We start from the raw sequence: 22,661 nt of genomic DNA, 5'->3' as shown, positions 1-22,661 counted from the left end.
GTCAGGCGTTCCTTATCGGGGTGGATCCCGCGCTTTCGGGCAGGGCGGCGGCGAGGACGTTCTGCTCGTTCGCCGAGGCGCGGTCGAACTGGGCGGTGATGCGGCCACGGCACATGGTGACGACACGGTCGGAGACGCCGAGTACCTCGGGCAGCTCGCTGGAGATCATCACCACGGCCACGCCGCGCGCCGCCAGTTCATAGAGCACGTTGTAGATCTCGTTCTTCGCGCCGACGTCGATGCCGCGGGTGGGCTCGTCGACGATCAGCACGCGCAGGTCCTTCTCGGCCAGCCAGCGCGAGAGCACGGCCTTCTGCTGGTTGCCACCGGACAGCAGGCGGATTTCCTGGCGGCGGTGCGGCGTGCGGATGCGCAGTCGTTCGATGTAGCTGTCGGCCGTCCTGGCTTCGTTACGGTCATTGACGAAGAGGCCGGCGGTGAGGTGGTTTCGCCGCGCGCTGATGTTGATGTTCTCCGACACCGAGCGCACGCCGATGATGCCGTCTTCCTTGCGGTCTTCCGGGCAGAACACGAGGCCGTGCCGGATGGCGTCGCGGATGTGCGAGCCCTTGATGCTCTGCCCGTCCACGCGTACCTCGCCGGCCGTGCGCCGGTCTGCGCCGTAGACCACGCGCATGACCTCGGAGCGGCCAGCGCCGACGAGGCCGAAGAAGCCGACGATTTCGCCCGCGCGTACCTCGAAGCTCACCGGCAGGGGCACGGCGCGGCCGGTCACGTTCTTCACCGAGAGGCGCACGTCGCCGTGCTCGCGCGGCTGGTAGCCGAAGATGTCGCTGATCTCGCGGCCGACCATGCGCTGCACGAGCGCGTCGCGGGTGACACCTTCCAGCGTGTCGAAGTCGGCGACCTTGCGGCCGTCACGAAAGATCGTCGCGGCATCGCAGAGTTCGAAAATCTCGTCGAGGCGGTGCGAAATGTAGATCATCGCCTTGCCCTGCGCGCGCAGGTCGCGCACGAGGCGGAAGAGTACGTCGGTTTCCCGATGCGACAACGAGCTGGTGGGTTCGTCCAGCGCGAGGATCTTCGCGTCGCGCAGGATCGCCTTGACGATCTCCACCATCTGCCGTTGGCCGATGGAAAGCTGCTTCAGCTTCGCCCGGGGGTCGAGGTCCACGCCGAGCGCATCCAGGCGCTCGCGGGTCCAGGCCAGTGCCCGGCGGCGGTCGACCAGCCCGAAGCGCGTGGGCAGGCGGCCGAGCAGGAGGTTCTCCATGACCGAGAGCTCGGGCACGTACTGGAGTTCCTGGTGGATCACCGCCACACCCGCGTCGATGGCATCGGCCGCCTTGCGGAAGTGCTGCACGTGTCCGTCGATCGCGACCTCGCCCTCGTCGGGGATGTACTCCCCGCCGAGGATCTTCATCATGGTCGACTTGCCCGCGCCGTTTTCGCCGAGCAGGCCGTGCACGCTGCCGGCGCGCACGGTGAAGCCGACATCGCTGAGTGCGCGCACGCCGGGAAAGGTCTTCCCGATGTGGCGGAACTCGAGGCGCGGGGCGCTCGTCATCGTCAAAGCCCCATGTCCTTGCGGATCTCCGCGGCGTTGGCGCGGGTGATCAGTTGGCCGGTGGTGAAGGTGAGCTGCGGCGGCGCCTTGCCGTTCTTGATCCACTCGTACATGTTCACCGACGTTTCATAGCCGTGGCGCTTCGGGCTGATCAGCACGCTACCGAAGAAGCCGGTCGGCTGCGCCTTGGCGAACTCGTTGAGCGCCGACTTGCTGCCGCCGATACCCACGCCGATCATGTTGTCGGCGCGGAAGTTGCGCCCTTCGGCCGCGCGCACGGCACCGAGCACGGCTTCGTCGTTGAGGCCGAAGGCGATCCAGTGCTTGTACTTCGGGTTCTGCGTGATGGCGATGTTCGCCGCGTTGAAGGCGTTCTCGGTGTCCGTCTTGGCCTGCGGCGCGTTGACCACGTTGGCCTTCGGGAAGCCAGCCGCGGTGAGCGCGGCGATGGCGCCGTCGGTGCGCTCCTTGGCCGTCGGCAGCTGGTCGTAGGAGATGCGCAGGGCACCGGTTTCCTCCGGCTTCCAGCCACGCTTCTTCATCTCCGCGGCGATCGCCTCGCCGACCTGCTCGCCGATCTTCGATGCGGAGATGCCCATGTGCGGCACCGATTCGATCGGTTTGCCGGAGCCGTCGACGAGGCGGTCGTCCACCGTCATCAGCTTGAGCTTGTCGATCCTGGCCTTGGCCACGATCGAAGGGCCTAGCTTCACGTCGGGCGTGCAGATGATGAAGCCCTGCGCATGCTGCGACTTCAGGTTGTCGATCGCGGTGAGCACCTGGCCACCGTCCGGCGCACCGATCTTCACCAGGGTGAAGCCTTTCTCTCTCGCCGCCTGTTCGGCGTACTTCCACTCGTCCTGGAACCAGGGTTCCTCGGGCTGCTTCACCACGAAGCCGATCTTCACCGGGTCGTCGGCGGCGAAAGCGGGCGCGGCGGTCACGGCCAGCGCCAGGGCGAGGGCGCGGAGGCCCAGGGCGATCTTCGTCTTCATGCGTTCCCTCCTCGGGTGATACGGATGGCCATGGGCCGTGTTGTCAGTCGACCAGCCCGCGGCGGCGGGCGACGGCGATGGCGCCGTAACCCGCGAGATCGCGTTGCTCGTCGTCGCCCAGCACGGTGACCGTGCCGGAGAAGAAATCGTCGCCCTCGACCAGCCGGCCGATGGCCTCGCGCAGGATCGGCTTGCCGCTGACGACGAAGCGCGTGCCCGGGCTCATCCGGATCGCGCTGGAATTCTTGAGGGTCAGCAGGTCCGAACCCAGCACCGCGCCGAGCAGGAAGTTGGCGCGTGCGTTGGCGTCGTACACCGCGAACTGGTCGAGGATGCGCACGCTGAAGCATGCGCGGCCCAGTCCGATCTTCTTCGCCGAGGCGGCACCGGCCAGCAGCATTTCCGCATCGATGCGCTTGGCGAAGCCGTCCTTCAGCGAACCGGCGAGGATCGTGTCGTGCGATATCACGTGCAGCAATTCGCCGGCCAGCGTGGTGACGCAGCCGTCGATGCGGCGCTTCGAATCGATGCTGACGAACTTGGAATGCGAGCCTGGCAGCACGATGACCGTGGGCTCGTCGAGTCCCAGCCGTTCGACCAGGGCGAAGGATTCCACTTCCTCGCCGCGCATCATGTCCATCGCCTCGCAATTGTGCAGGCCGATGTGGTCCACCGCGTTGCGTACGCCGGGCACGAACCAGATCGGCTCGTGCCACACGTTGGCGATGAGGCTCTCGCGCATGGCGGCGGCGAGGTCGTCGATGCCGGCGGCCGCGACCACGTGCGGGATTTCGCAGAGGCCCACGTTGGAGGTGATCATGCCGGAGGCGATGGCGCGGCCGATGTCGGCCTTGCCGAGGTTCGCCGCCGCGAGGGCTTCGGCGATCGTTTCGCGCACGCCTTCTTCCAGTTTCGCCGTGCTGCCGGTGATGGCGGTATCGCGCACGCCTACCTGCCGGGCGGCCTGTCCGACCACGTCGCCGTCGTGCCAGACGGTGACGCGGGTGTTGGTGGTTCCGGTGTCGACGGTAAGGATGTTCATCGAGGGTCCGATCGAAAGCGCCATGGATTCTTGGCGTTGCCTGCCGAGGCAGGCAAACTAGAAATTCTTCGGGGTTTCCCCAAGTTTTTTTGAACGAGTCCGCAATGAAGCGCTCATTACCCCTCCATGCCGTGCGCGTGTTCGAGCTTGCAGCGCAGCATATGAGCTTCACCAAGGCGGGCGAGGAACTCTCGCTGACCGCCGCGGCGGTGAGTGCACAAGTCAAGTTGCTGGAGTCTTACCTCGGCACGCCGCTCTTTGTGCGAAGCAACAATCGGCTGTCGCTGACGACGGCGGGAGAAAATTATTTCCCGCGTATCCGCGACGCTTTTCGTGCGCTGCAGCATGCCACGGACCAGGTGATGGGACAGCGCAACGCTTCCTTGCGCGTCTCCGTGCCACCCACCTTCGGTACGAAATGGCTGGTGCCGAGGTTGTTCCGCTTCTTCGCGAAGCATCCGGACATCGCCGTGGAAGTGGTCACCGATGGTGGCGACGAGGGTGGTTGGGACCTTGCCATCGACGATCGCGTGAACGAGGGCGCCGGGCAGTCGATCCTCGTGGTGAGTGGCTACACGCCGGTCTGTGCCCCCGCGCTCGCCGAACAGGTGAGGGGGCCCGCGGACCTGCCCGCGCAGATGCTCCTGCACGAACGTCCTGGCCGACGTGCCGCGGCGGCGACAGGATGGGACCAGTGGTTCGAGCGCGCGGGTGTCGAACCGGGGCCAGTGTCGCGTGAGATGGGTTTCAGCGACGGCACGATGATGCTCCAGGCGGCGATCGAGGGGCAGGGCGTGGCGTTGGCCCAGGAACTGCTGGTGGCCTACGACCTGACCGCGGGCCGCCTCGTCGCCCCGTTCCACCTGGCGCTGCCGCTGCATCACACCTATTACCTGGCGGTGTCCCGCGATGCCGAGCCGCGCGAGGAAACCACGGTCTTCCGCGACTGGCTGTTCGCCGAGATCACGACCGCCGGTTGACCGGAGCCCGGTGGGAACCGACCTTGTCGGCGATTCGCATCCCTGTGGGAGCCGCAGGCCCACAGTCTGCACAATGACCGTGCTAGCAGTCCCGCGTGGCCTTCCTGCGGCGCCACCAGATGACGCCCAGCACGATCAGCGCGGCGGCGATCGCCAGCCAGACGCCGGTTTGCCCGCGGTGGATCCACATCGCCAGCCACTCGTGGTTGTGCGCGCCGAAGTACCCCAGGTAGACCCACAACGGCACGCTGATGGCGGCGGCCAGGCCGTCCAGGAGCAGGAAGCGGAAGAAACCGACGCGATGAGTGGCCCCGGCGGTGATGAACACCGCGGTGCGCATGCCCGGAAGAAAGCGGGCGACGAACATCATGCGGTTGCCGTAGCGCTCGAATTTCTCCTGCACCTTGGCATAGCGCTCCGGCGTGAGCAGGCGCGCGACGAGGCGCCAGCTCATGATCCGCCCGCCGAAGTGACGGCCGAGCAGGAACATCGTGGAATCGCCCACGAGCACGCCGGCCATGCCGACGCCGACCATCGTATGGACGTCGCCGTAGCCCAGGCCGGTGATGATGCCTCCGGCCACGAGGGTGATGTCCTCGGGCAAGGGGATGCCTGCCCCGCAGAGCATCAGGGCGAAGAAGACGGCGAGGTATCCGTTCCTTCCGAAGAAATCGACGAGGTCGTTGAGCAGGTCCATCAGTAGCGCGCGAATCCGGCTGGGGCCGGTCCCTTGGAGGAACGAGGCCGGGATGATCCCACGGATCGCGTTACGTACACGATGCGGCGCATCATTCGCCGTCCGCTGGGGCGGGCGCGGCGCGGGCGGCGAGGAGGACGCGAAGCTCGGCCTTTTCCGTATCGTCCAAGCCCTCTTCGCGGCTCTTGGCGATCAGGTACTCGCGTCGATCCGACACAGCCTGGTTCTGCATGTTGATCAGCGCGCCACGGAACTCCGACCGCTGGGCGTCCGGATCGACCAGCAGTCCCAGCTGCATGAGCTTCTGCAGCGCCGGGTATTCCGGGCGATCCATGAAGTTCTCCACGAGCACCGCGGAATTGATGCCCGGGCGGCTTCGCGCGATATCGATCAGTTCGGCCAGCAGGTCGACACCGTTCCGGTTGTAGCGCAGGAACGGGTAGGGGATCTCCACCTCCTCGGCCAGCGCAGGCTGTGCGAGGAGCATGGTGATCGCGCTACGGACGAGGCTTCGTTGGCCGCCGCCGGACGGGCGTGGGGCGGCCGTTTTCTGAGGTGCGGCCTCGGTTTCCAGAACCGCTTTCGCACCCGTGCGGCGCTCCAGCTCCTGCGCCATCAGGTCGCGGAAAGCGCCATCGGGCAGCTTGGCGATCAGTGGACGGGCGCGTTCCGCGAGACGTGCGCGCCCGTCGATCCGGCTGACGTCGACATCGCGGGCCAGTTCCTCGAAGAAATACTCCGACATGGGCATGGATTCCTTCATGCGCTTCTCGAAGCCGTCCTTGCCTTCCTTGCGCACGAGGGTGTCCGGATCTTCGCCGTCGGGCAGGAACAGGAAATGGGCTTGCCGCCCGTCGCGCATGCGCGGCAGGATCGACTCCAGCGCGCGCCATGCCGCCTGACGGCCGGCGCGGTCGCCGTCGAAACAGAAATACACGTCGGGTGCCGCGCGAAAGAGCACTTCTGCGTGTTCCGGCGTCGTTGCCGTGCCGAGCGTGGCGACGGCGATGGGCAGGCCGGCCTGGTGCAATGCGATGACGTCCATGTAGCCCTCCACCACCATGATCCGGGTGAGTTGCTGGTGGGCCTGCTTCACCTGCCACAGGGCGAACAACTCGCGGCCCTTGTGGAAGAGCGGTGTCTCGGGTGAGTTGAGGTATTTCGGGCTCTGCTCCGACGACAGCACGCGTCCGCCGAAGGCGATCACGCGGCCACGCCGGTCGAGGATCGGGAACATCACCCGCTCGCGGAAGCGATCGTAGCGATTGCCCCGCTCGTTGCTGGCGACCATGCCGGCTTCGTTGAGCAGCTGACGCCGACGGTCGGACGTGCCCAGCGCCTTCAACACGCCGTCGAAACCGGCGGGCGCCCAGCCGATGCGGAAGCGCTTGACGATCTCGTCGTCGAGGCCGCGCCGATCGACATAGGCACGGGCCTCGGCGCTGTTGTCGAGTTCGCGCTGGTAGAAGCTGGCGGCATCGTCGAGCAGGGAGTAGAGGTCGCTGCGGTCTTCCCGCGGCTTGTCGTCCCGGCCGCCCTCGTAGGGCACCTTCATGCCTACCGACTGGGCGAGTTCCTCGATGGCGTCGGGGAATTCGAGGCGGTCGTAATCCATGATGAACTTGATCGCGCTGCCGTGTGCGCCGCAGCCGAAGCAGTGGAAGAACTGTTTCTGCGGGCTCACGTAGAACGACGGCGAGCGCTCGTTGTGGAAGGGGCAGCATGCCGTCCATTCGCGGCCGGCCTTCTTCAGCGGCACGCGCCGCTCGATCACGTCGACGATGTCGACGCGAGTCAGCAGTTCATCGATGAAATTGTCGGGAATACGGCCACGCATCAGTCCCCTAGGATGCCATGCATCCGCTTCCGTATGGAGCCTGGCGTGCCTCTAGAAGGCGAGCTTGAAGACGCCGATGACGGCCAGGATCGCGATCACGAACAGGATCAGGAAGATGGCGAAGCACACCTTGGCGATGGTGGCGGCGACGCCCGAGACGCGGCTGAAGCCGAGCGCGCCGGTAACCAGGGCGATAAGGCCGAAGATGATGGCGTACTTGAGCATGGGAATCCTCCGTCAGGCGCCGGAGGAGGGCCCGCCAGCCGCGCCGCGCAGGATGCTGGCAGCGCCGTGGCGAAGCCGTGAATGGGTGAGTCGGCGATGGGTGCTAGCCCTGGCTTGGTGGGAGCCGACCTTGTCGGCGATCCCGCGGCAGCGGGCCAGGTTACGGCAAGCACCCATCGCCGGCAGAGCCGGTTCCCACCTTAAACAGCTTAGGCCAGCTTGGCCTTCACCTTGCCTGCCACGGCGGCCATGTCGGCGCGGCCGGCGGCTTTTTCCTTGATCAGCGCGACCACCTTGCCCATGTCGCGGGCGGTGGTGGCCCCGGATTCGGCGATGGCGGCATCGATGATGGCTTCCAGCTCGGCCTCGCCCAGCTTGGCGGGCAGGTAGCCGTCGATCACGCCCATCTCGTAGCGCTCGATGTCGGCCAGGTCGGTGCGTCCTGCCTTGTCGTACTGCTCGATCGAATCGCGGCGCTGCTTCTGCATCTTCTCGAGCACGGCAAGCACCTGGTTGTCGTCCAGCTCGATCCGCTCGTCGACCTCGCGCTGCTTGATCTGCGCCAGGACCAGGCGAATGACGGCCAGGCGGTCCTTTTCCCCGCCCTTCATGGCGGCCTTCATGTCTTCGGTGATCTTTGCCTTGAGGCTCATGTCTTTTCTCCGGGACGACGAAAAGCCGGCTTCACCTTTCGGCGAAGCCGGCTCGGGATTTCCGCCTGAGTGCGGGGGCAGCGTAAACGCGCCAACCGCGTTACCATGCCGGCCACGAGGACCGGCTGGTACATCAGTACATGCGGGTCCGGCGCGTCGTGTCGCGGGACAGACGGCGCAGGTGGCGCTTCACAGCAGCGGCACGCTTGCGCTTACGCTCCTGGGTCGGCTTTTCGTAAAATTCGCGCTTGCGCGTTTCGGCCAGCACGCCAGCCTTCTCGCACGTACGCTTGAAGCGGCGAAGGGCAAGCTCAAACGGCTCGTTCTCGCGGACTTTAACGCTCGGCATGGAAACTCCACTTGATTAAACTGACCCGTGAATCCGGGTGAGCCGTGGATTATAACGTGATCGAGATGAAAAATTCAAAGCCCGTTTTGGGCGTGGAAACCTCCTGCGACGAGACCGGCGTGGCCCTGCTGCGCTGGGACCCCGAGAAGCCTGGCCGGGGGCTGCTTTCCCATGCCCTCTTCAGCCAGATCGCCCTGCATGCCGAGTACGGCGGCGTGGTGCCGGAACTGGCTAGTCGCGACCATGTGCGCAAGCTGCTGCCCCTGGTCAGGGAGGCCTTGAAGGAGGCCGGCATGACCCCGGCGGACCTCGGTGGCGTGGCCTATACAGCGGGGCCCGGCCTGGTCGGGGCCTTGCTGGTCGGCGCCTCGGCGGCCCGCGCCATGGCCTGGGCACTGGGCGTGCCCGCCATTGGCGTGCACCACATGGAGGGCCACCTGCTCGCGCCGCTGCTCGAGGACGACCCGCCGGAACCGCCTTTCGTGGCCTTGCTGGTCTCGGGCGGCCACTCGATGCTGGTCGAGGTCAAGGCGATCGGCCAGTACCGAATCCTCGGCGACACCCTCGACGACGCCGCGGGCGAAGCCTTCGACAAGACGGCCAAGCTCATGGGCCTGCCCTACCCGGGCGGCCCGGCGCTGGCGAAGCTGGCCGAGCAGGGCACGCCCGGGCGTTTCCGCTTTTCGCGCCCGATGGTCGACCGGCCGGGCCTGGATTTCAGCTTCTCCGGCCTGAAGACCCAGGTGCTGCTGGCCTGGCAGGCGTCGGACAAGACCGAGCAGACCCGTGCCGACATCGCCCGCGGTTTCGAGGAGGCGATCGTCGACACCCTGGCCATCAAGTGCCGGCGTGCGCTGGAGGCCACCGGGGCGAAGCGGCTGGTGATCGCCGGCGGCGTGGGTGCGAACAGGCGGCTGCGTGAACAACTGGCACAGGCTGCGGCGGCTGACGGCTTCCGGGTGTATTTCCCGCGCCTGGCGTTCTGTACCGACAACGGCGCGATGATCGCCCTGGCCGGGGCGATCCGGCTCGCGTCCGGCCAGCACCAGGACGAGACGATCCAGGTGTATCCGCGCTGGAGCCTGGAAACGTTGCCGCCCGCGGCTTGAGTGCTTGCGAAATCGCCCCTCCTCGCGGACCCTGTAAGACCCTTCGCAGCACCTGACTCCATGGATATCGTCTTCATCGAAGACCTGCGCATCGACGCGGTCATCGGCATCTACGACTGGGAACGCCGCATTCGGCAGACCCTGTCGTTCGATCTCGAGATGGCCTTCGACAATCGCCGGCCCGCCGCCAGCGACGACATCGCCGACACGCTCAACTACAAGTCGATCTCGAAGCGCCTCCAGGCTTACGTGGAGGCATCGAGCTTCGGCCTGGTCGAGACGCTCGCCGAGCGATGCGCGGAGATCGTGCGAGAGGAATTCGGCGTGGCCTGGGTGCGCCTGAAGCTTTCCAAACCCGGTGCGGTGCGCGGGGCCCGCGCGGTCGGCGTTCGCATCGAACGCGGCACGCGCCCGGAATGATCCGCCCGGTGGACAAGCACTGACGTGGGACGCGCCTACCTCAGCCTGGGCTCGAACATCGATGCGGAACACTGGCTCGGCCTCGCGGTGGCCGAACTGCGCCGCCGCTTCGGCGTGCTCGATGTTTCGCCGGTTTACCGCAGCGCGGCGGTGGGCTTCGACGGGCCGGATTTCCTCAACCTCGCCGTCGCGCTCGACAGCGACCTCGGCCCCGACGATCTCAATGACTGGTTGCATGCGCTGGAAGATCGCCATGGGCGTGTCCGTGGTGGCGAGCGCTATGCGAGTCGTACCCTCGACGTGGACATCGTGCTCTACGACGACCTCGTGCTGCGCGGGGAAGGCCATCTGGAGATCCCTCGCGGCGAGTTGCGTCACGCCTTCGTGTTGAAACCCATGGCCGATATCGCGCCGACGCTGCGTCACCCGGTGAATGGCCGGACCATGGCGGACCTGTGGGCGGCCTTCCCACAGGAGAGCGAGCCGCTAGTGGTGGATGAAGCCTGCACGCGCGCCGTGGCCCGGCTCCAGTAACAAGTGTTTTTCGGAAACCGGTTTTCCGGTGGGAGCCGACTCTGTCGGCGATGGGTGCTTGCCATGGTCGGGCCGCTGCCGCGGATCGCCGACAAGGTCGGCTCCCACCAGGTATCGGCAGGGTCGGCTCCCACCAGATTTCCGGCCGATGGCGCTGGCGACTACTCCCGCAAGATGCTACAACGCGTCCACATCGGACCAAGGGGAATCAAGGAAATGGGTAAGTTCGCACGCAGTTGGGCGCTGATGAAAGCTAGCGCCAACATCCTCCGGCAGGACAAGGAATTGATGCTCTTCCCGCTGCTCGCGGGGCTGGCCTCGCTCGTGGTGATCGCTACCTTCGCATGGCCTGTCATTGCCCTGGTTTCGCATAACCAGGCGGAATTCGAGGGCCAGCGCCAGCACGTCTCGCCGATGTTCATGCTGGTGAGCTTCCTCTTCTACTTTGTCCAGTACACCGTGGTGATCTTCTTCAACGTGGCTCTCGCCTCGGCCGCGCTGATCCGTCTGGACGGCGGCAATCCGACCCTCGGCGACGGCATCCGCACGGCCATGGGCAAGCTGCCGAACATCCTCGGCTACGCCCTGATCGCCGCGACGGTGGGCATGATCCTTCGCGCGTTGCAGGAACGCCTCGGCTTCGTCGGCCGTCTCGTGGTCGGCCTGATCGGCTTCGGTTGGACGGTGGCCACCTTCCTCGTCGTGCCCGTGCTCGCAGCGCAGGACGTCGGCCCGGTCGATGCGGTGAAGCGCAGCGCCGGCGCGTTGAAGCAGACCTGGGGCGAGAACCTGATCGGCAACGCCGGCATCGGCCTGGCCGGTGGCATCCTCACCTTCTGCCTGATCTTCGTCAGCGGCATCCTGTTCTTCGCCGCGGCCAGCACGCAGTCGGTGGCACTGATGGTCGCGGTGGGCGTCATCGCCCTCGTCGGCCTCGTGGCCCTCAGCCTGTTCCAGGCGGCGATGCATGGCGTGTATTCGGCGGCCTTGTACCGCTACACGCAGGAAGGCGACCCGGGCCAGGGCTTCGACCGCGCGCTGCTGGAATCGGCGTTCCGCCCGAAGAACTGACGCTCAGATCGTCAGCGCCCGCCCGCCATCCACGCGCACGACCTGACCGGTCGTGTAGCGTGCATCGAGCAGCAGCCAGCGGACGGCCTCGGCGACGTCCGCTGGTTCGCCCTTGCGGGCCAGCGGTGTCTTCGCGATAAGGGTTTCCGCGGCTTCTTCCGGCTTGCCGGACTCGGGCCAGAGGATGGCGCCGGGCGCCACGGCGTTGACGCGGATATCGGGGGCGAGGTCCTTCGCCAGGGCGAAGGTGAGCATCGCCAGCGAGGCCTTCGCCATCGAATACACGACATGCCCGGCGAGCGGGCGCTCGGCGTAGATGTCGACGATGTTCACGATCGCTCCCTTTGCCTCGCGCAGTGCCGGCGTGGCCGCTTGGGCGAGGAAGAAGGGCGCACGCGCATTCGCGGCAAACAGGTCGTCCCAATGCGCGGGCGTGGTCGCGCCGACCGGGGTGGGGTAGAACGCGGAGGCGTTGTTGACCAGTCCGTCGAGGCGGCCGAAGCGCTCGACCACGGAGTCGACGAGGAGCGGCAAGGCGTCGTCTTCTTCCAGGGCGGCGGCGAACGTGCCCGCACTGCCCGCGCGGACAGCATTGAGTTCACCCGCCAGCGCGTCGGCTTCACCGGCCGAACGCCGGTAGTGGATCGCCACGACGCAGCCCGCGGCGTGCAGGCGTCGGACGATGGCGGCACCGACGCGGCGCGCGCCTCCGGTGACGAGGACGACCGGCTGCTTGTTCATCGTGACTCCCTGTAGATGCGCCCGCGAGCTTGCCGCAAACCGGCGCCCACGTCACCGGGCATCACTACGCGTCCGCTTCCGACGAAGCATGTCCGTCTTCCTCGACATGCACCTCGCCGCTGAACAGTTCGATCGCCGTCCGCGCCACCTGTCCGGTGTCGTAATAAGCGTAGGCCCCCACCCCCAGGGCGCCGACGATGGGTAGCCAGCGCGAGATGCCCTTGCCGACGGCGCGCTTGGAGATACTGACGCCGATGCGCCCGGCCAGCCGTTGCAATACCCCTGTGGCGGCGGTGCGGAATACCAGGCGGTCGCCGACGCGGATGGCCACGTCGCGGAAGGCCTGCGCGGCGGTATGGCGGAACAGGCACCAGAGCATCTGTTCCCGCCCGAGCCGGGCGGTCTTGCCATAGGCGGCGGCGATATCGCTGACCAGCTGGCCCTGGATGCGCCAGATCGCGACCAGCTCCGGCAGCACGGTCAACCATCCCAACGGACCGGGTGGCAAGGCCAGCGACCCGGCCGTCACCGCGGCCTTGTTGGCGGCCGCGCTGGCCAGGCGGCGCGCTTCTTCCTCCGCCGTGCCCTTGCTGGCGGGGGAAACGTCGCTGTCGGGAATCCGGCTGACGAACTCCAGGATGGCCTTGGCGACGGGGCTGTCGGCGCGTCCGGCGCTGGTCGCGACGATTTCCTTCGATGTCGATGTGGCGTCTCGTTTCGCCATCGGTCTCTCCACGGGTCAGGACGGGCATGGTCGCCGCGACGGCGTGAGTCGATCATGAAGCGCCGTGAAAGCTGGCAGAAAGCTACACCCGGCACAGTCGCCTCGCCCAATTCCCCCTTGGCGTGTCCGCAAGAAGATACGTTATAACATTTCGATCCTTGGAAAAATCCACGATGACCCCTGCTCGCCTCGCGCTCTGCATCGCCCTTGCCCTGTCCGCCGCACCCGTTTTCGCGACCGACGACAGGCCGCCGCCGAAGGCCACGGACCTTGGCGAGGTGGACGTGACCGCCCGGCTGGACGAAGCGCGGAACAGCCTGTCGCCCGATACGGGCAGCAGCCAGTACGTCATGGACCGGCAGACGATCCAGGCCCTGCCGCTGGGCGATTCGACGCCGTTGAACCAGGTGATCCTGCAGGCGCCGGGCGTGGTCCAGGACTCCTACGGCCAGTTGCACGTGCGCGGCGACCACGCGAACCTGCAGTACCGCATCGACGGCGTGCTGATCCCGGAAAGCATCGGCGGCTTCGGCCAGACCCTCGACGCGCGCATGATCCAGAACGTGAAGCTGCTCACGGGCGCCTTGCCCGCGCAGTACGGTGAGCGCACCGCGGCCATCGTCGACATCACCACGCGATCGCCCAAGGAAGACGGCGTCGGTGGCAGCGTCGGTATCACGGGCGGCCAGTTCGGCACGCTGAACCCGAACGCGACCCTGTTCGGCCGCAGTGGTGCATGGAGCTGGTTCCTCACGGCCAACTATCTAGAGAACGACGTCGGCATCGAAAACCCGACCGCCAGCCGCAAGCCGATCCACGACCACACCAACCAGGTGAAGGCGTTCGGCGATATCTCCTACCTGATCGACAACGACACGCGCCTGAGCTTCCTGTTCGGCGCCACCAACAACCGCTTCGAGATTCCGAACAACCCCGGCCAGACGCCGCAATTCGGCTACCTCGACGTCACCAACTTCGACTCGGCCCAGCTCAACGAGCGCCAGAAGGAAAAGACGCGCTTCGGTGTGTTGAGCCTGCAGGGCAAGATGGGCGATACGGCATATCAGGTCTCGGCGGGGCAGCGTTACAGCAGCCTGGACTTCACCCCGGACGACATCGGCGACCTGATGTTCAACGGTGTCGCTTCCGACGTGAGCCGGGCGAATCGCGCGAGCACGCTGCAAGCGGACTTCTCCACGCCACTGGGTGACAGCCACACCTTGCGCTATGGCATCTACGGCTCGTTCGAAAGGGCGAACGCCACCAACGACGCGCTCGTGTTCCCGGCCGACGCGGACGGCAACCAGACCTCCACGACGCCGCTGAACATCGTCGACGCCAGCCGCATCATCGCCCGCACCTATGCCCTCTACCTGCAGGACGAGTGGAGCATCGGCGAGAAGTGGACGGTGAACTACGGCGTCCGCGCCGACCGTTACGAAGCCTTCCGCACGGAAAGCCAGCTGAGCCCGCGCGTCGGCGTGGTATACCAGCCCACCGATAGCACCACGATCCATGCGGGCTTCTCGCGTTACTTCACTCCGCCGGCTTCCGAGATGATCAGCCCCACCTCGATCGCGAAGTTCGCCGGCACCACCAACGCATTGCCGGACAACGGCAACGACACGCCGCTGGCCGAGCGTTCCAGCTATTACGACATCGGTATCTCGCAGAAGCTGGGCGATGCGTGGACGGTCGGCCTCGACAGCTATTCGCGCCACGTGCAGCGCATCCAGGACGAAGGACAGTTCGGCACCGCGCTGGTCTATTCCACGTTCAACTACGACCAGGGCAAGGTCAAGGGCGACGAGCTCACGATCAACTACGACGGTGGCGCGCTCACCGCGTACTTCAACTTCGCGTACAACCGCTCGGTCGGCAAGCGGATTATCACCGGCCAGTACAACTTCAACCCGGACGACCTGGCCTACATCCAGGATCACTTCATCCATCTCGACCACGACCAGAAGTACACCTCGTCGGGTGGCATCAGCTACGCCTTCGCGGACTCGACGCGGATCGGCGCGGACTATCTGTTCGGCTCCGGCCTGCGCCGCGACGGCATCGTGCCGAACGGCGACACCATGCCGGCGTACTTCCAGCTCAACCTGAGCGTCTCTCGGGATTTCCATCTCACCCCGGCCGGTGCCACGCATGCGCAGCTGGCCCTGGTGAACGCGCTGGATCGCACCTACGAGATCCGCGATGGTTCGGGCATCGGCGTGGGCGCGCCCCAGTTCGGTCCGCGCCGCGGCCTGTTCCTGTCGCTGCAGCAGGATTTCTGAGGCCCCGGTTCGCTGCTTGACGCCGCCTGGGCGGGGCTTCCGTTATCCTGCGCATTCGTCTACGAATACGCATGGCATGAACGTCAACCTCCCCGCACCAGGCGCCGACGAGCGCGCCCATTCCGATCACCTCGTGGCCCTGTTGCGCGAGGAGATCGCCTCGCACGGCCCCATGCCTTTCTCGCGCTTCATGGAGCGCTGCCTGTACACACCCGGGCTGGGCTACTACAGCGCGGGCAAGGCCAAGTTCGGGGCCGAGGGCGACTTCGTCACGGCACCGGAACTAGGCACGCTGTTCGCCCGTTGCGTCGTGCGTGCCGTCGAGCCGGTACTTGGTTCACTCGGACCGGAGGCCGGGTTCCTCGAACTCGGCGGTGGCAGCGGCGCTTTCGCGGAAGCGGCCTTGCTGGCTCTCGACGCGGCCGGTCGCGTGCCACGGCGCTACATGATCCTCGAGCCGAGCGCCGACCTGCGCGAGCGCCAGCGTGAACGTCTTCGTGCCGCGCTTCCCGCCGCCTTGTTCGCGCGTGCGGCATGGCTCGACGGCCCTCCGGAAGCCGAGTGGGAAGGCGTGCTCTTCGCCAACGAGGTGATCGACGCGCTGCCGACCACGCGCTTCACGGCCCGCGATGGCGAGATCTACGAAGAGCACGTCGTCCTCGATGGCGAGGGTCGCTTCGTCCGCAGCGATCGCCCCGCCGATGCCTTGGTGGGCGGTGCCGTGCGCCATGTGGAGCGCGATCTCGGTCGTGAATTCGAAAACGGATACCGCAGCGAGATCCTGCCGCAACTGCCCTATTGGGTGCAGGCGGTGGCGGGCAGCCTGCGTCGCGGCGCGATGTTGTTCGCCGACTACGGGTATACGCGCGGCGAGTTCTATCAGCCCGAACGCACGGACGGCACCCTGCGGGCCTTCTATCGCCATCGCATGCACGGCGATGCGTTCTTCCTGCCGGGATTGCAGGACCTCACCGCGTCGGTGGACTTCACGGCTCTTGCCGAAGCGGGCAACAGCGCGGGATTCGGCGTGGCGGCGTATATGCCGCAGGCCCAATTCCTGCTCGCGGCAGGAATGCAGGAATTCTTCGAGAACGACTACCTCGCGCTTACCGACGAGGCGGCGCGCTACCGCCTCGCGCAAGAAGTGAAGAAACTCACTATGCCCGACCAGATGGGCGAGCGCTTCCAGGTCATGCTGTTCGCCAAGGGCATCGACGCGGCGGCGCTGCCCGCCGAGGTGATGGCGGCCGACCAGGGGTCGCGGTTGTAGTTCATCTGGTCTACCGCTGCGATGTTGGGGGGCGCGAACCCATCGCCGACCCTGTTGCGATAACTACGAAGCGGAACGCGGCACCGCTCTTGTGGGAGCCGACTCTGTCGGCGATAGCTACGGAGCGGGACGCGGCACGTCCGCGATCGCCTGCGCCTGGGCCTTTTTCATCGCCTCGCCAATCGCCGGCCCTTGCAGGCCCCGTTCGACGAACGCCTGCGAGGTAACCGCCGCCGCCGCCTCGCGGCAGGCGCGCAGGAAATCGGCTTGTGGATACGCGGCGTCTTCGCTTCCCAGCCGGCCACGCTTATCGGCCATGCACGCCAGCAGGAAGGTCTCCAGTCGTTCCGGACGGCGCAAGGCCCCCAGCGTATCCAGCAGGCGCAGGATCGTCGTCGGCTTCAGCTCCAGCGCCATGTGCGCGTTGAGATGATGCTTGCACACCACCTCCGCCATGAACGTGTACTCCGCCGGCACCTTCAACCGGGATGACATCGCGCGCACCGGCTCGACGCCACGTTGTTCGTGCATGATGTGGCGCGGCAGCACGTCGACGGGCGTGAGCGCCTTGCCCAGGTCGTGCGTGAGCGCGCACCAGCCGACCAGCGCATCGCCGGGAGCGAGCCTCGCGGCAGCATCGAGCACCATTTCCACATGGATGCCGGTATCGACCTCCGGATGGAATTCCGGCCGCTGCGGCACGCCGTAAAGGGCATCCACCTCGGGGAACAGCACACGCAACGCACCGCTGTCGCGCAAGACGCGAAGGAAGGCGGAAGGAGCCGGCTCGGCGAGCGCCTTTCGTGTCTCGGCCCACACGCGTTCGGGTACGAGGTGATCCACTTCCCCGTCTTCGACCATGCGCCGCATCAGCGCCATGGTTTCCTCGGCCACGGTGAAACCCAGGGGGGCATAACGGGCCGCGAAGCGCGCTACGCGCAACAAGCGCACGGGATCTTCCGCGAAGGCATCGGACACGTGGCGGAGCGTGCGCATGTGGATATCGCGGACGCCGCCAAACGGGTCCACGAGCGAACCGTCCTGGTGCCGGGCAATGGCGTTGATCGTGAGATCGCGGCGTTCGAGATCCTGCTCGACGGTCACCGACGGGTCCGCGTGGAAGGCGAAGCCGTGGTAGCCGCGGCCGGTCTTCCGTTCCGTGCGGGCCAGGGCGTATTCCTCCCTGGTTTCCCCATGCAGGAAAACGGGAAAATCCTTGCCCACGGCCTTATAGCCGGCAGCGAGCATCTCCTCGGGCGTCGCGCCCACCACGACCCAGTCGCGGTCGACCACGGGTCGGCCGAGTAATTCGTCGCGAACGGCACCGCCGACCAGATAGATGTCCATACGTCCTTTCAAGGGCGGCGCCGGCTGCGCGCTTCGTCCAGCCGGCGCTGGCGCACCGATGGGCCGAGCAGGCGTGGCAGCCAGGCGGAGAAACGCTGTGGATCGATGCCCAGCTGCGCCAGGCCGTCGACCTGGCCGACCGAATCGGTGAGCAGCGAGCGGAAGTTGTCCGGCGTGAACGGTTTGCCTGGTACGAACTGGGCCACCTGGGCCTGGAGCCGTCCCAGCGCATCAGGCATCGGCAGTACCGCGCGGCGACGGCCACGGGCATCGCGGATCGCGCGCACGATGTCGATCAGCGTCCACGTTTCCGGGCCATACAACTCGTAGGTCCGCAACACGGACGACGGGTCGACGACGGCGCGTGCGATGGCCTCGGCCACGTCGCCGACGTAGACGGGCGCCATCCTTGCCTGCGGCCGAGGCAGCGGCACCACCGGGGTCATGCGTAGCAGCTGGTCGAAGCGGCTGACGAGGCCATCGCCGGGCCCGAAGATCGTGCTCGGTTCGTAGATGGTCCAGTCGAGCGTCGAAGCTTTCACCAGCGCTTCCGCCTCGCCGCGCGCGCGTAGGTATCCGGAGTGGCCCTGTCCCGCCTTGAGCGAACTCATCAGGTGCAGGCGATGCACGCCCGTGTCCTTGCAGGCGCCGACCACGAGCCGGGTCAGCTCGGGATAGACGCGCGCGAAGGTGTTCCTGCCGCTCTCGTTGAGGATGCCGACGAGGTGGATCACGGCATCCGCGCCCGCGATATGGCGGCGCAGGGTGGGCGCATCGTAGATGTCGGCGCTGCTCACCTTGACGTTACGCCCCATGGCGCTATGGCGGCGGCCCTCGCGATTGCGCGAGAGCAGCAGCAACTCGTGCCCGTCGGCGGCGAGCCGCGGAACGAGGCTGCCTCCGACGAAGCCGGTGCCGCCGAGGATGACGATGCGCAGGGCTTTCACCGCTGCGGCTCCTGTGGCGCGGGCGACGACGATGCCTCGGCGGGAGCGGGCTCCATGACGGCGGGTGCCGTCGGTGGCGCGGCCTTCGCCACGGCGGGCGCGGGACAGGCCACCGGCTTGCGCACCGCGCCCGGCGAAGGCAGCGTGTACGTGCTGCCGAGGCGGGTCATGCGCGAGCCGATGGACAAGGCGTTGCCGTTGAGGCGCCAGTCGTAGATCACGGCGAAGGCCATCACGCGCGCGACGTATTCCCGCGTTTCCTTGTACGGAATGCTGGCGACGAACAGGTCGGGATCGAGCGTGCCACGTGCTTCCACCCACTGGTCGACCTTGTTCGGCCCGGCATTGTACGCCGCGCTGGCGAGCCACGGCGCGCCGTTGTAGCGCGCGGCCATCTGCGCGAGGTAACGCGTTCCGAGCACGATATTGGTGGTGGGTTCGTAGAGGCTGTCGCCACCGGACCACGACAGGCCGTTACGCTTGGCGACCAGCGCCGCCGTACCCGGCAGCAGCTGCATGAGGCCGCGCGCGTCGGCGCCGGAACGGGCGTCGGTCATCCATGCGCTTTCCGCGCGGATGATCGCGTAGGCCCAAGGCGCCTCGATGCCGGCTTGGCTGGCCTGTTCCACGACGCCATCCTGGCGTGCCAGCGGGAAGCGTTGTTCGTAGAGACGCAGGGCGTCGCCGGACGAGAGGCCGAACACGGCGCGGTCGTACCAGCCCTTGCGGAACGCCAGGTCGGCGGCCAATCGCTGGGTTTCCGCATCGCGGCCGGCGAGTGCGGCCGTCCATTCGCGACGGCCGAGCTTCTGCAGGCCCACGGCGTAGAGTTCGAACGCGCGGTCCAGGCCCGGATCGGCCAGCAACGCGGCTTCGCGTGTTTCGTCGGTGGCCATGCTCGAAGGGCAGATCGCATAGGCGGCGTCGATCCGGTCGGCGGCGAGGAAGCCGAAATAAGTGGCTTCCTGGGCCACCGAGCGGTAGATCGGTTGCGCCTCGCCCTTGCGGCCCAACTTTTCCAGCACGAGCGCGTGGAAATAGCGCCACTCGCCATCGTCTTTCTGCGATTCGCCGAGCGCGTCGAGCGCGGCCAGGGCGGCTTGCCAGTCCTGTCGTGCGAGGGCGACCCGCACGCGCCACTCGCGCGCGGCGTCGGTTTGCGCGCCGGGTGGCAAGGCGGCGAGGCGTTCGAGCGCCGATTCGTCGAAGTCGGTGGCGTGGAACAGTGCCAGTGCGTTCTCGATCGCACCCTTCTGCTGCTCGCTGAGGGAGAAGCGTGGTGCCAGCGTGGACCACGCCGCATCGGCCACGGTGGACTGCTTGCGCGCCATGCGCTGCAGGGCCAGCGTCACGGCCTGGCGATGGCGCGGCGTGTCGGGCCACGTGGAAGCGGCACGCAGTGCGCTGGCGGGATCGTTCAGCGCCTGGGCGATGCGCTGCGCGGCGATCGCGTCCTCCGGTGGCAACCAGGGTGCCAGCGAGGCCACCGTGCCCCCTTTGCCTGCCTCAGCGGCCGTCTGGATGCGCGTCCACAGGCGCTCGGGTGTCAGCAGCCCCTGGTCGTGCGCGGCCGCGATCACGGGATCGCAGGCGTTCGGCAGGCTGGCCTTTTTCCACAAGTCGGCAAGGTCGCGGTCGAATACCAGCGGTTCGTTGCGCGCGAGCTTCGCCTGCAGTGCGAAACAACTCAACGAGTCGCCCAGGCCGGGCTGGTACATCGCGCTGAAGGTGGTCCAGTCTTTGCGCCGCGCAAGTTCGCCCAGGAAATCGCGGCGCAGGTCGGCGGTGGGGATGAGGCCCGGATAACGGGCAAGATAGGCGTCCACGCGCGCGCGATCCAGCGTGCGCAGGTCGTGCTCCAGGGCCGCCGCTTCCAGATAGGGGAAGAGCACGTAGCCCTCCAGTCCGGCCGCCTGGGCCTTCCACGCGTCGCCGCCTTGCTGGGCCGCGGCGTAGGCCTGGCGGAAGCGGAGGCGCTGGGCTTCCGTGCCCTCCGCCGATGCGGTGAACGCGGTGACGGCGCCACAGATGGCGAGGACGACGCCGGCCAGTAGGCGGAGGGAACGGGCGGCGCGTCGCGATGCCTGGGCGTTGACCATGGGATTCCTTCACGGGTACGTACCGCATGATTGTAGGGGAAGGACGCGCGCAGGCCGGATGAACATCCTGAACGACGGGAATCGCTCTCCCGCCTGCGGGCCGTTAAGCTTGTGCCGCTCACTTTCGCTTTCGACCTGGAACGGCATGCCGCCACACACTTCCTACGCGCGGTTCGCGCGACCGCTCGCTTGGATCGTCCTCGTCCTCGCCGCCGTGTTCGGCGCGGCCTATTGGTGGTCGCTCGGGCGTCCGGTGAACCTGCCGGATTCGCCCACGGCCCGCATCGCCTGCGTGTCGTATGCACCGTTCCGCCTCGAAGGGGAGACGCCGTTCGACCCGCACGCCTTCGTCCCTCCGGAACGGATCGACGCGGATCTCAAGGCCTTGTCCACGCGTTTCGATTGCGTCCGCACCTACTCGATGAGCCAGGGCCTGGGCGCGGTGCCGGATATCGCCCGACGCTACGGCATGAAGGTGCTGATGGGCATCTGGCTCGGCCGCGATCCCGCCGCCAACGAGCGGGAGATCGAACTGGGCCTGGCGGCGGCGAGTCGCGACCACGATGCCTTGCGTGGCATCGTGGTGGGCAACGAGGTGCTCTTGCGCAACGAGCTCTCCGAGCACGCGCTGGCCGCCTATATCGAGCGGGTGAACGCGGCGACCGACGTGCCCGTCACTTATGCCGATGTCTGGGAGTTCTGGCAGAAGCATCCGGCCTTGGCCAAGGTCACCGACTACATCACGATCCACATCCTTCCGTACTGGGAAGACGAGCCGGTGGCGCCGGAGAAGGCCGTCCAGCATGTGGCCGACGTCTACCGGAAGATGAAGGCGGAGTTCCCGGGCAAGGAGATCATGATCGGCGAAACCGGCTGGCCCAGCCAGGGCCGTTCGCGGCGCAACGCCAGCGCGAGTCTCGTCAACGAGGCGCGCTACGTGCGCGAATTCCTCAACTACGCCGCCACCGTCGACATGCCCTACAACGTGATCGAGGCCTTCGACCAGCCATGGAAGCGCGACCTCGAAGGCACGGTCGGCGGCTTCTGGGGCATCTTCGACACGCAGGCCAGGCCGAAATTCGCCATGCAGGGACCCGTCGTGGAGGAACCGCGCTGGACCTGGGCGATCGCCGCGGGAGGCGTGGGCGTCCTGCTGTTCCTGCTGGCCGGTTCGATCCGGCGTCGCTGGCGCGGTGTTTCGGGCTGGTTGGCGCTTGCCCTGGCCGGTTTCGCCACCGGCACCGCGCTGGCGGCGCATGCGCGGCTACTGCTCTTCGCGTGCCGCGGCGATGTGGAATGGAGCGTGGGCATCGCCGTCGGTCTCGCCGGAGGGCTGACCGCTCTCTCGGTGGCGCGTGCGATCGCATCCCGTCTCGCCGCCCCGGTGAATCCTTCCGCCGTCGCGCCATCGCTGGTCGAGCGGCGACGACTCGGTATCGCGTGGACGGACGTGTTCACCCCGCAACGCTTCTTCTGGATGTTCGCCCTGACCCTCTACGGCATCCTGATGGTATTCAACGGCCGATACCGCGATTTTCCCATCGGCCTCTTCGCGATGCCGTGCATCGGTTTCTTCGTGCTGGCGCTGTTGCGCACGCGCGACCGCGCGCTCATGCCCTTGGTGGAAGAGCGGCTGATGGCGATCTGGCTGGTGCTGCTCGGTGCGAGCGTGGTCGTGCAGGAGACCGGCGCTAACGCCGTGTCGTGGGGATGGCTGCTGTTGAACCTCGCCCTGGCGCTACCGGTGTTGATCGCCTGGCGCAGTCGCCGCAGTCCGGCAGGAGCCGTATAACCCCGTGGGAGCCGCT

General features: G+C 67.0%; 21 protein-coding genes. 8 read left to right on the top strand and 13 right to left on the bottom strand.

What is annotated here, in order from left to right; all coding sequences use genetic code 11:
- Position 1: 1 nt before the first annotated feature.
- Genes araG through ACN9M2_RS17095 form a run of 3 tightly spaced genes read right to left on the bottom strand, consistent with a single transcriptional unit; the run spans position 2 to position 3,565 of the window.
- Entirely contained in the window at positions 2–1,528 is a 1,527-nt protein-coding gene (gene araG, locus ACN9M2_RS17105; RefSeq protein ID WP_426285821.1) for an L-arabinose ABC transporter ATP-binding protein AraG, read from the bottom strand.
- Positions 1,529–1,530: 2 nt separating this feature from the next.
- On the bottom strand, positions 1,531–2,523 hold the full coding sequence (locus ACN9M2_RS17100) for an arabinose ABC transporter substrate-binding protein (RefSeq protein WP_426285820.1): 993 nt from the start codon (positions 2,521–2,523) through the stop codon (positions 1,531–1,533).
- 43 nt (positions 2,524–2,566) lie between these two features.
- A complete protein-coding gene (locus ACN9M2_RS17095; protein ID WP_426285819.1) occupies positions 2,567–3,565 on the bottom strand; it encodes a 2-dehydro-3-deoxygalactonokinase in 999 nt (332 codons plus the stop codon).
- 104 nt (positions 3,566–3,669) lie between these two features.
- Between ACN9M2_RS17095 and ACN9M2_RS17090 the strand changes: the two genes are divergently transcribed.
- The gene (locus tag ACN9M2_RS17090) at positions 3,670–4,545 is read left to right on the top strand and encodes a LysR substrate-binding domain-containing protein (RefSeq protein ID WP_426285818.1); all 876 of its coding nucleotides are present in this window, start codon (positions 3,670–3,672) and stop codon (positions 4,543–4,545) included.
- An 82-nt stretch (positions 4,546–4,627) separates the two neighbouring features.
- On the opposite strand, the gene ACN9M2_RS17085 is transcribed toward ACN9M2_RS17090, so the two are convergent.
- From ACN9M2_RS17085 to rpsU, 5 genes are all read right to left on the bottom strand, one after another.
- Complete coding sequence (locus tag ACN9M2_RS17085; RefSeq protein ID WP_426285817.1) at positions 4,628–5,242, bottom strand: DedA family protein; 615 nt, start codon at positions 5,240–5,242, stop codon at positions 4,628–4,630.
- Positions 5,243–5,333: 91 nt separating this feature from the next.
- Positions 5,334–7,079, bottom strand: coding sequence for a DNA primase (gene dnaG / locus ACN9M2_RS17080; protein WP_426285816.1), 1,746 nt, complete (start codon positions 7,077–7,079; stop codon positions 5,334–5,336).
- Between the two features lie 51 nt (positions 7,080–7,130).
- Entirely contained in the window at positions 7,131–7,304 is a 174-nt protein-coding gene (locus ACN9M2_RS17075) for a DUF1328 domain-containing protein (RefSeq protein WP_072322409.1), read from the bottom strand.
- A gap of 209 nt (positions 7,305–7,513) precedes the next feature.
- The gene (locus ACN9M2_RS17070) at positions 7,514–7,957 is read right to left on the bottom strand and encodes a GatB/YqeY domain-containing protein (protein WP_426285815.1); all 444 of its coding nucleotides are present in this window, start codon (positions 7,955–7,957) and stop codon (positions 7,514–7,516) included.
- Positions 7,958–8,090: 133 nt separating this feature from the next.
- Complete coding sequence (rpsU, locus tag ACN9M2_RS17065) at positions 8,091–8,306, bottom strand: 30S ribosomal protein S21 (RefSeq protein WP_029213735.1); 216 nt, start codon at positions 8,304–8,306, stop codon at positions 8,091–8,093.
- 65 nt (positions 8,307–8,371) lie between these two features.
- Between rpsU and tsaD the strand changes: the two genes are divergently transcribed.
- The 4 genes from tsaD (at position 8,372) to ACN9M2_RS17045 (ending at position 11,440) form a co-directional block, all read left to right on the top strand.
- On the top strand, positions 8,372–9,415 hold the full coding sequence (gene tsaD / locus ACN9M2_RS17060) for a tRNA (adenosine(37)-N6)-threonylcarbamoyltransferase complex transferase subunit TsaD (protein ID WP_426285814.1): 1,044 nt from the start codon (positions 8,372–8,374) through the stop codon (positions 9,413–9,415).
- A gap of 60 nt (positions 9,416–9,475) precedes the next feature.
- Positions 9,476–9,835 (top strand): dihydroneopterin aldolase, encoded by a 360-nt coding sequence (folB, locus tag ACN9M2_RS17055; protein WP_371022420.1) that lies wholly within the window; start codon positions 9,476–9,478, stop codon positions 9,833–9,835.
- A 24-nt stretch (positions 9,836–9,859) separates the two neighbouring features.
- Entirely contained in the window at positions 9,860–10,369 is a 510-nt protein-coding gene (folK, locus tag ACN9M2_RS17050) for a 2-amino-4-hydroxy-6-hydroxymethyldihydropteridine diphosphokinase (RefSeq protein ID WP_426285813.1), read from the top strand.
- A 216-nt stretch (positions 10,370–10,585) separates the two neighbouring features.
- Positions 10,586–11,440: a DUF6159 family protein gene (locus ACN9M2_RS17045; RefSeq protein WP_426285812.1), complete on the top strand. Its 855-nt coding sequence runs from the start codon at positions 10,586–10,588 to the stop codon at positions 11,438–11,440.
- Between the two features lie 3 nt (positions 11,441–11,443).
- Here ACN9M2_RS17045 and ACN9M2_RS17040 read toward each other — a convergent pair whose 3' ends face one another.
- Both ACN9M2_RS17040 and ACN9M2_RS17035 read right to left on the bottom strand, forming a co-directional pair.
- On the bottom strand, positions 11,444–12,181 hold the full coding sequence (locus ACN9M2_RS17040; protein ID WP_426285811.1) for a pteridine reductase: 738 nt from the start codon (positions 12,179–12,181) through the stop codon (positions 11,444–11,446).
- Positions 12,182–12,245: 64 nt separating this feature from the next.
- Positions 12,246–12,905: a hypothetical protein gene (locus ACN9M2_RS17035; protein ID WP_426285810.1), complete on the bottom strand. Its 660-nt coding sequence runs from the start codon at positions 12,903–12,905 to the stop codon at positions 12,246–12,248.
- A 173-nt stretch (positions 12,906–13,078) separates the two neighbouring features.
- Here ACN9M2_RS17035 and ACN9M2_RS17030 point away from each other — a divergent pair, with 173 nt between their 5' ends.
- On the top strand, positions 13,079–15,190 hold the full coding sequence (locus tag ACN9M2_RS17030) for a TonB-dependent receptor (RefSeq protein WP_426285809.1): 2,112 nt from the start codon (positions 13,079–13,081) through the stop codon (positions 15,188–15,190).
- Between the two features lie 76 nt (positions 15,191–15,266).
- Positions 15,267–16,460, top strand: a complete 1,194-nt coding sequence (locus tag ACN9M2_RS17025) for a class I SAM-dependent methyltransferase (protein ID WP_426285808.1) — start codon at positions 15,267–15,269, stop codon at positions 16,458–16,460.
- Between the two features lie 117 nt (positions 16,461–16,577).
- On the opposite strand, the gene ACN9M2_RS17020 is transcribed toward ACN9M2_RS17025, so the two are convergent.
- The 3 genes from ACN9M2_RS17020 to ACN9M2_RS17010 are packed head-to-tail and all read right to left on the bottom strand — an operon-like array spanning position 16,578 to position 20,853.
- Entirely contained in the window at positions 16,578–17,807 is a 1,230-nt protein-coding gene (locus ACN9M2_RS17020; protein ID WP_426285807.1) for a multifunctional CCA addition/repair protein, read from the bottom strand.
- 8 nt (positions 17,808–17,815) lie between these two features.
- Positions 17,816–18,754 (bottom strand): complex I NDUFA9 subunit family protein, encoded by a 939-nt coding sequence (locus tag ACN9M2_RS17015; protein WP_426285806.1) that lies wholly within the window; start codon positions 18,752–18,754, stop codon positions 17,816–17,818.
- A complete protein-coding gene (locus ACN9M2_RS17010; RefSeq protein WP_426285805.1) occupies positions 18,751–20,853 on the bottom strand; it encodes a transglycosylase SLT domain-containing protein in 2,103 nt (700 codons plus the stop codon). Before ACN9M2_RS17010 ends, ACN9M2_RS17015 begins: the two co-directional genes overlap by 4 nt.
- 145 nt (positions 20,854–20,998) lie before the next feature.
- Between ACN9M2_RS17010 and ACN9M2_RS17005 the strand changes: the two genes are divergently transcribed.
- A complete protein-coding gene (locus ACN9M2_RS17005; protein ID WP_426285804.1) occupies positions 20,999–22,645 on the top strand; it encodes a glycosyl hydrolase family 17 protein in 1,647 nt (548 codons plus the stop codon).
- Positions 22,646–22,661 lie beyond the last annotated feature (16 nt).

It is taken from the genome of Luteibacter sp. E-22 (assembly GCF_049913125.1).
GTDB lineage: Bacteria > Pseudomonadota > Gammaproteobacteria > Xanthomonadales > Rhodanobacteraceae > Luteibacter.
The sequence above is the reverse complement of the archived record's forward strand: the minus strand, read 5'-3'. Positions and strand labels throughout refer to the sequence as shown.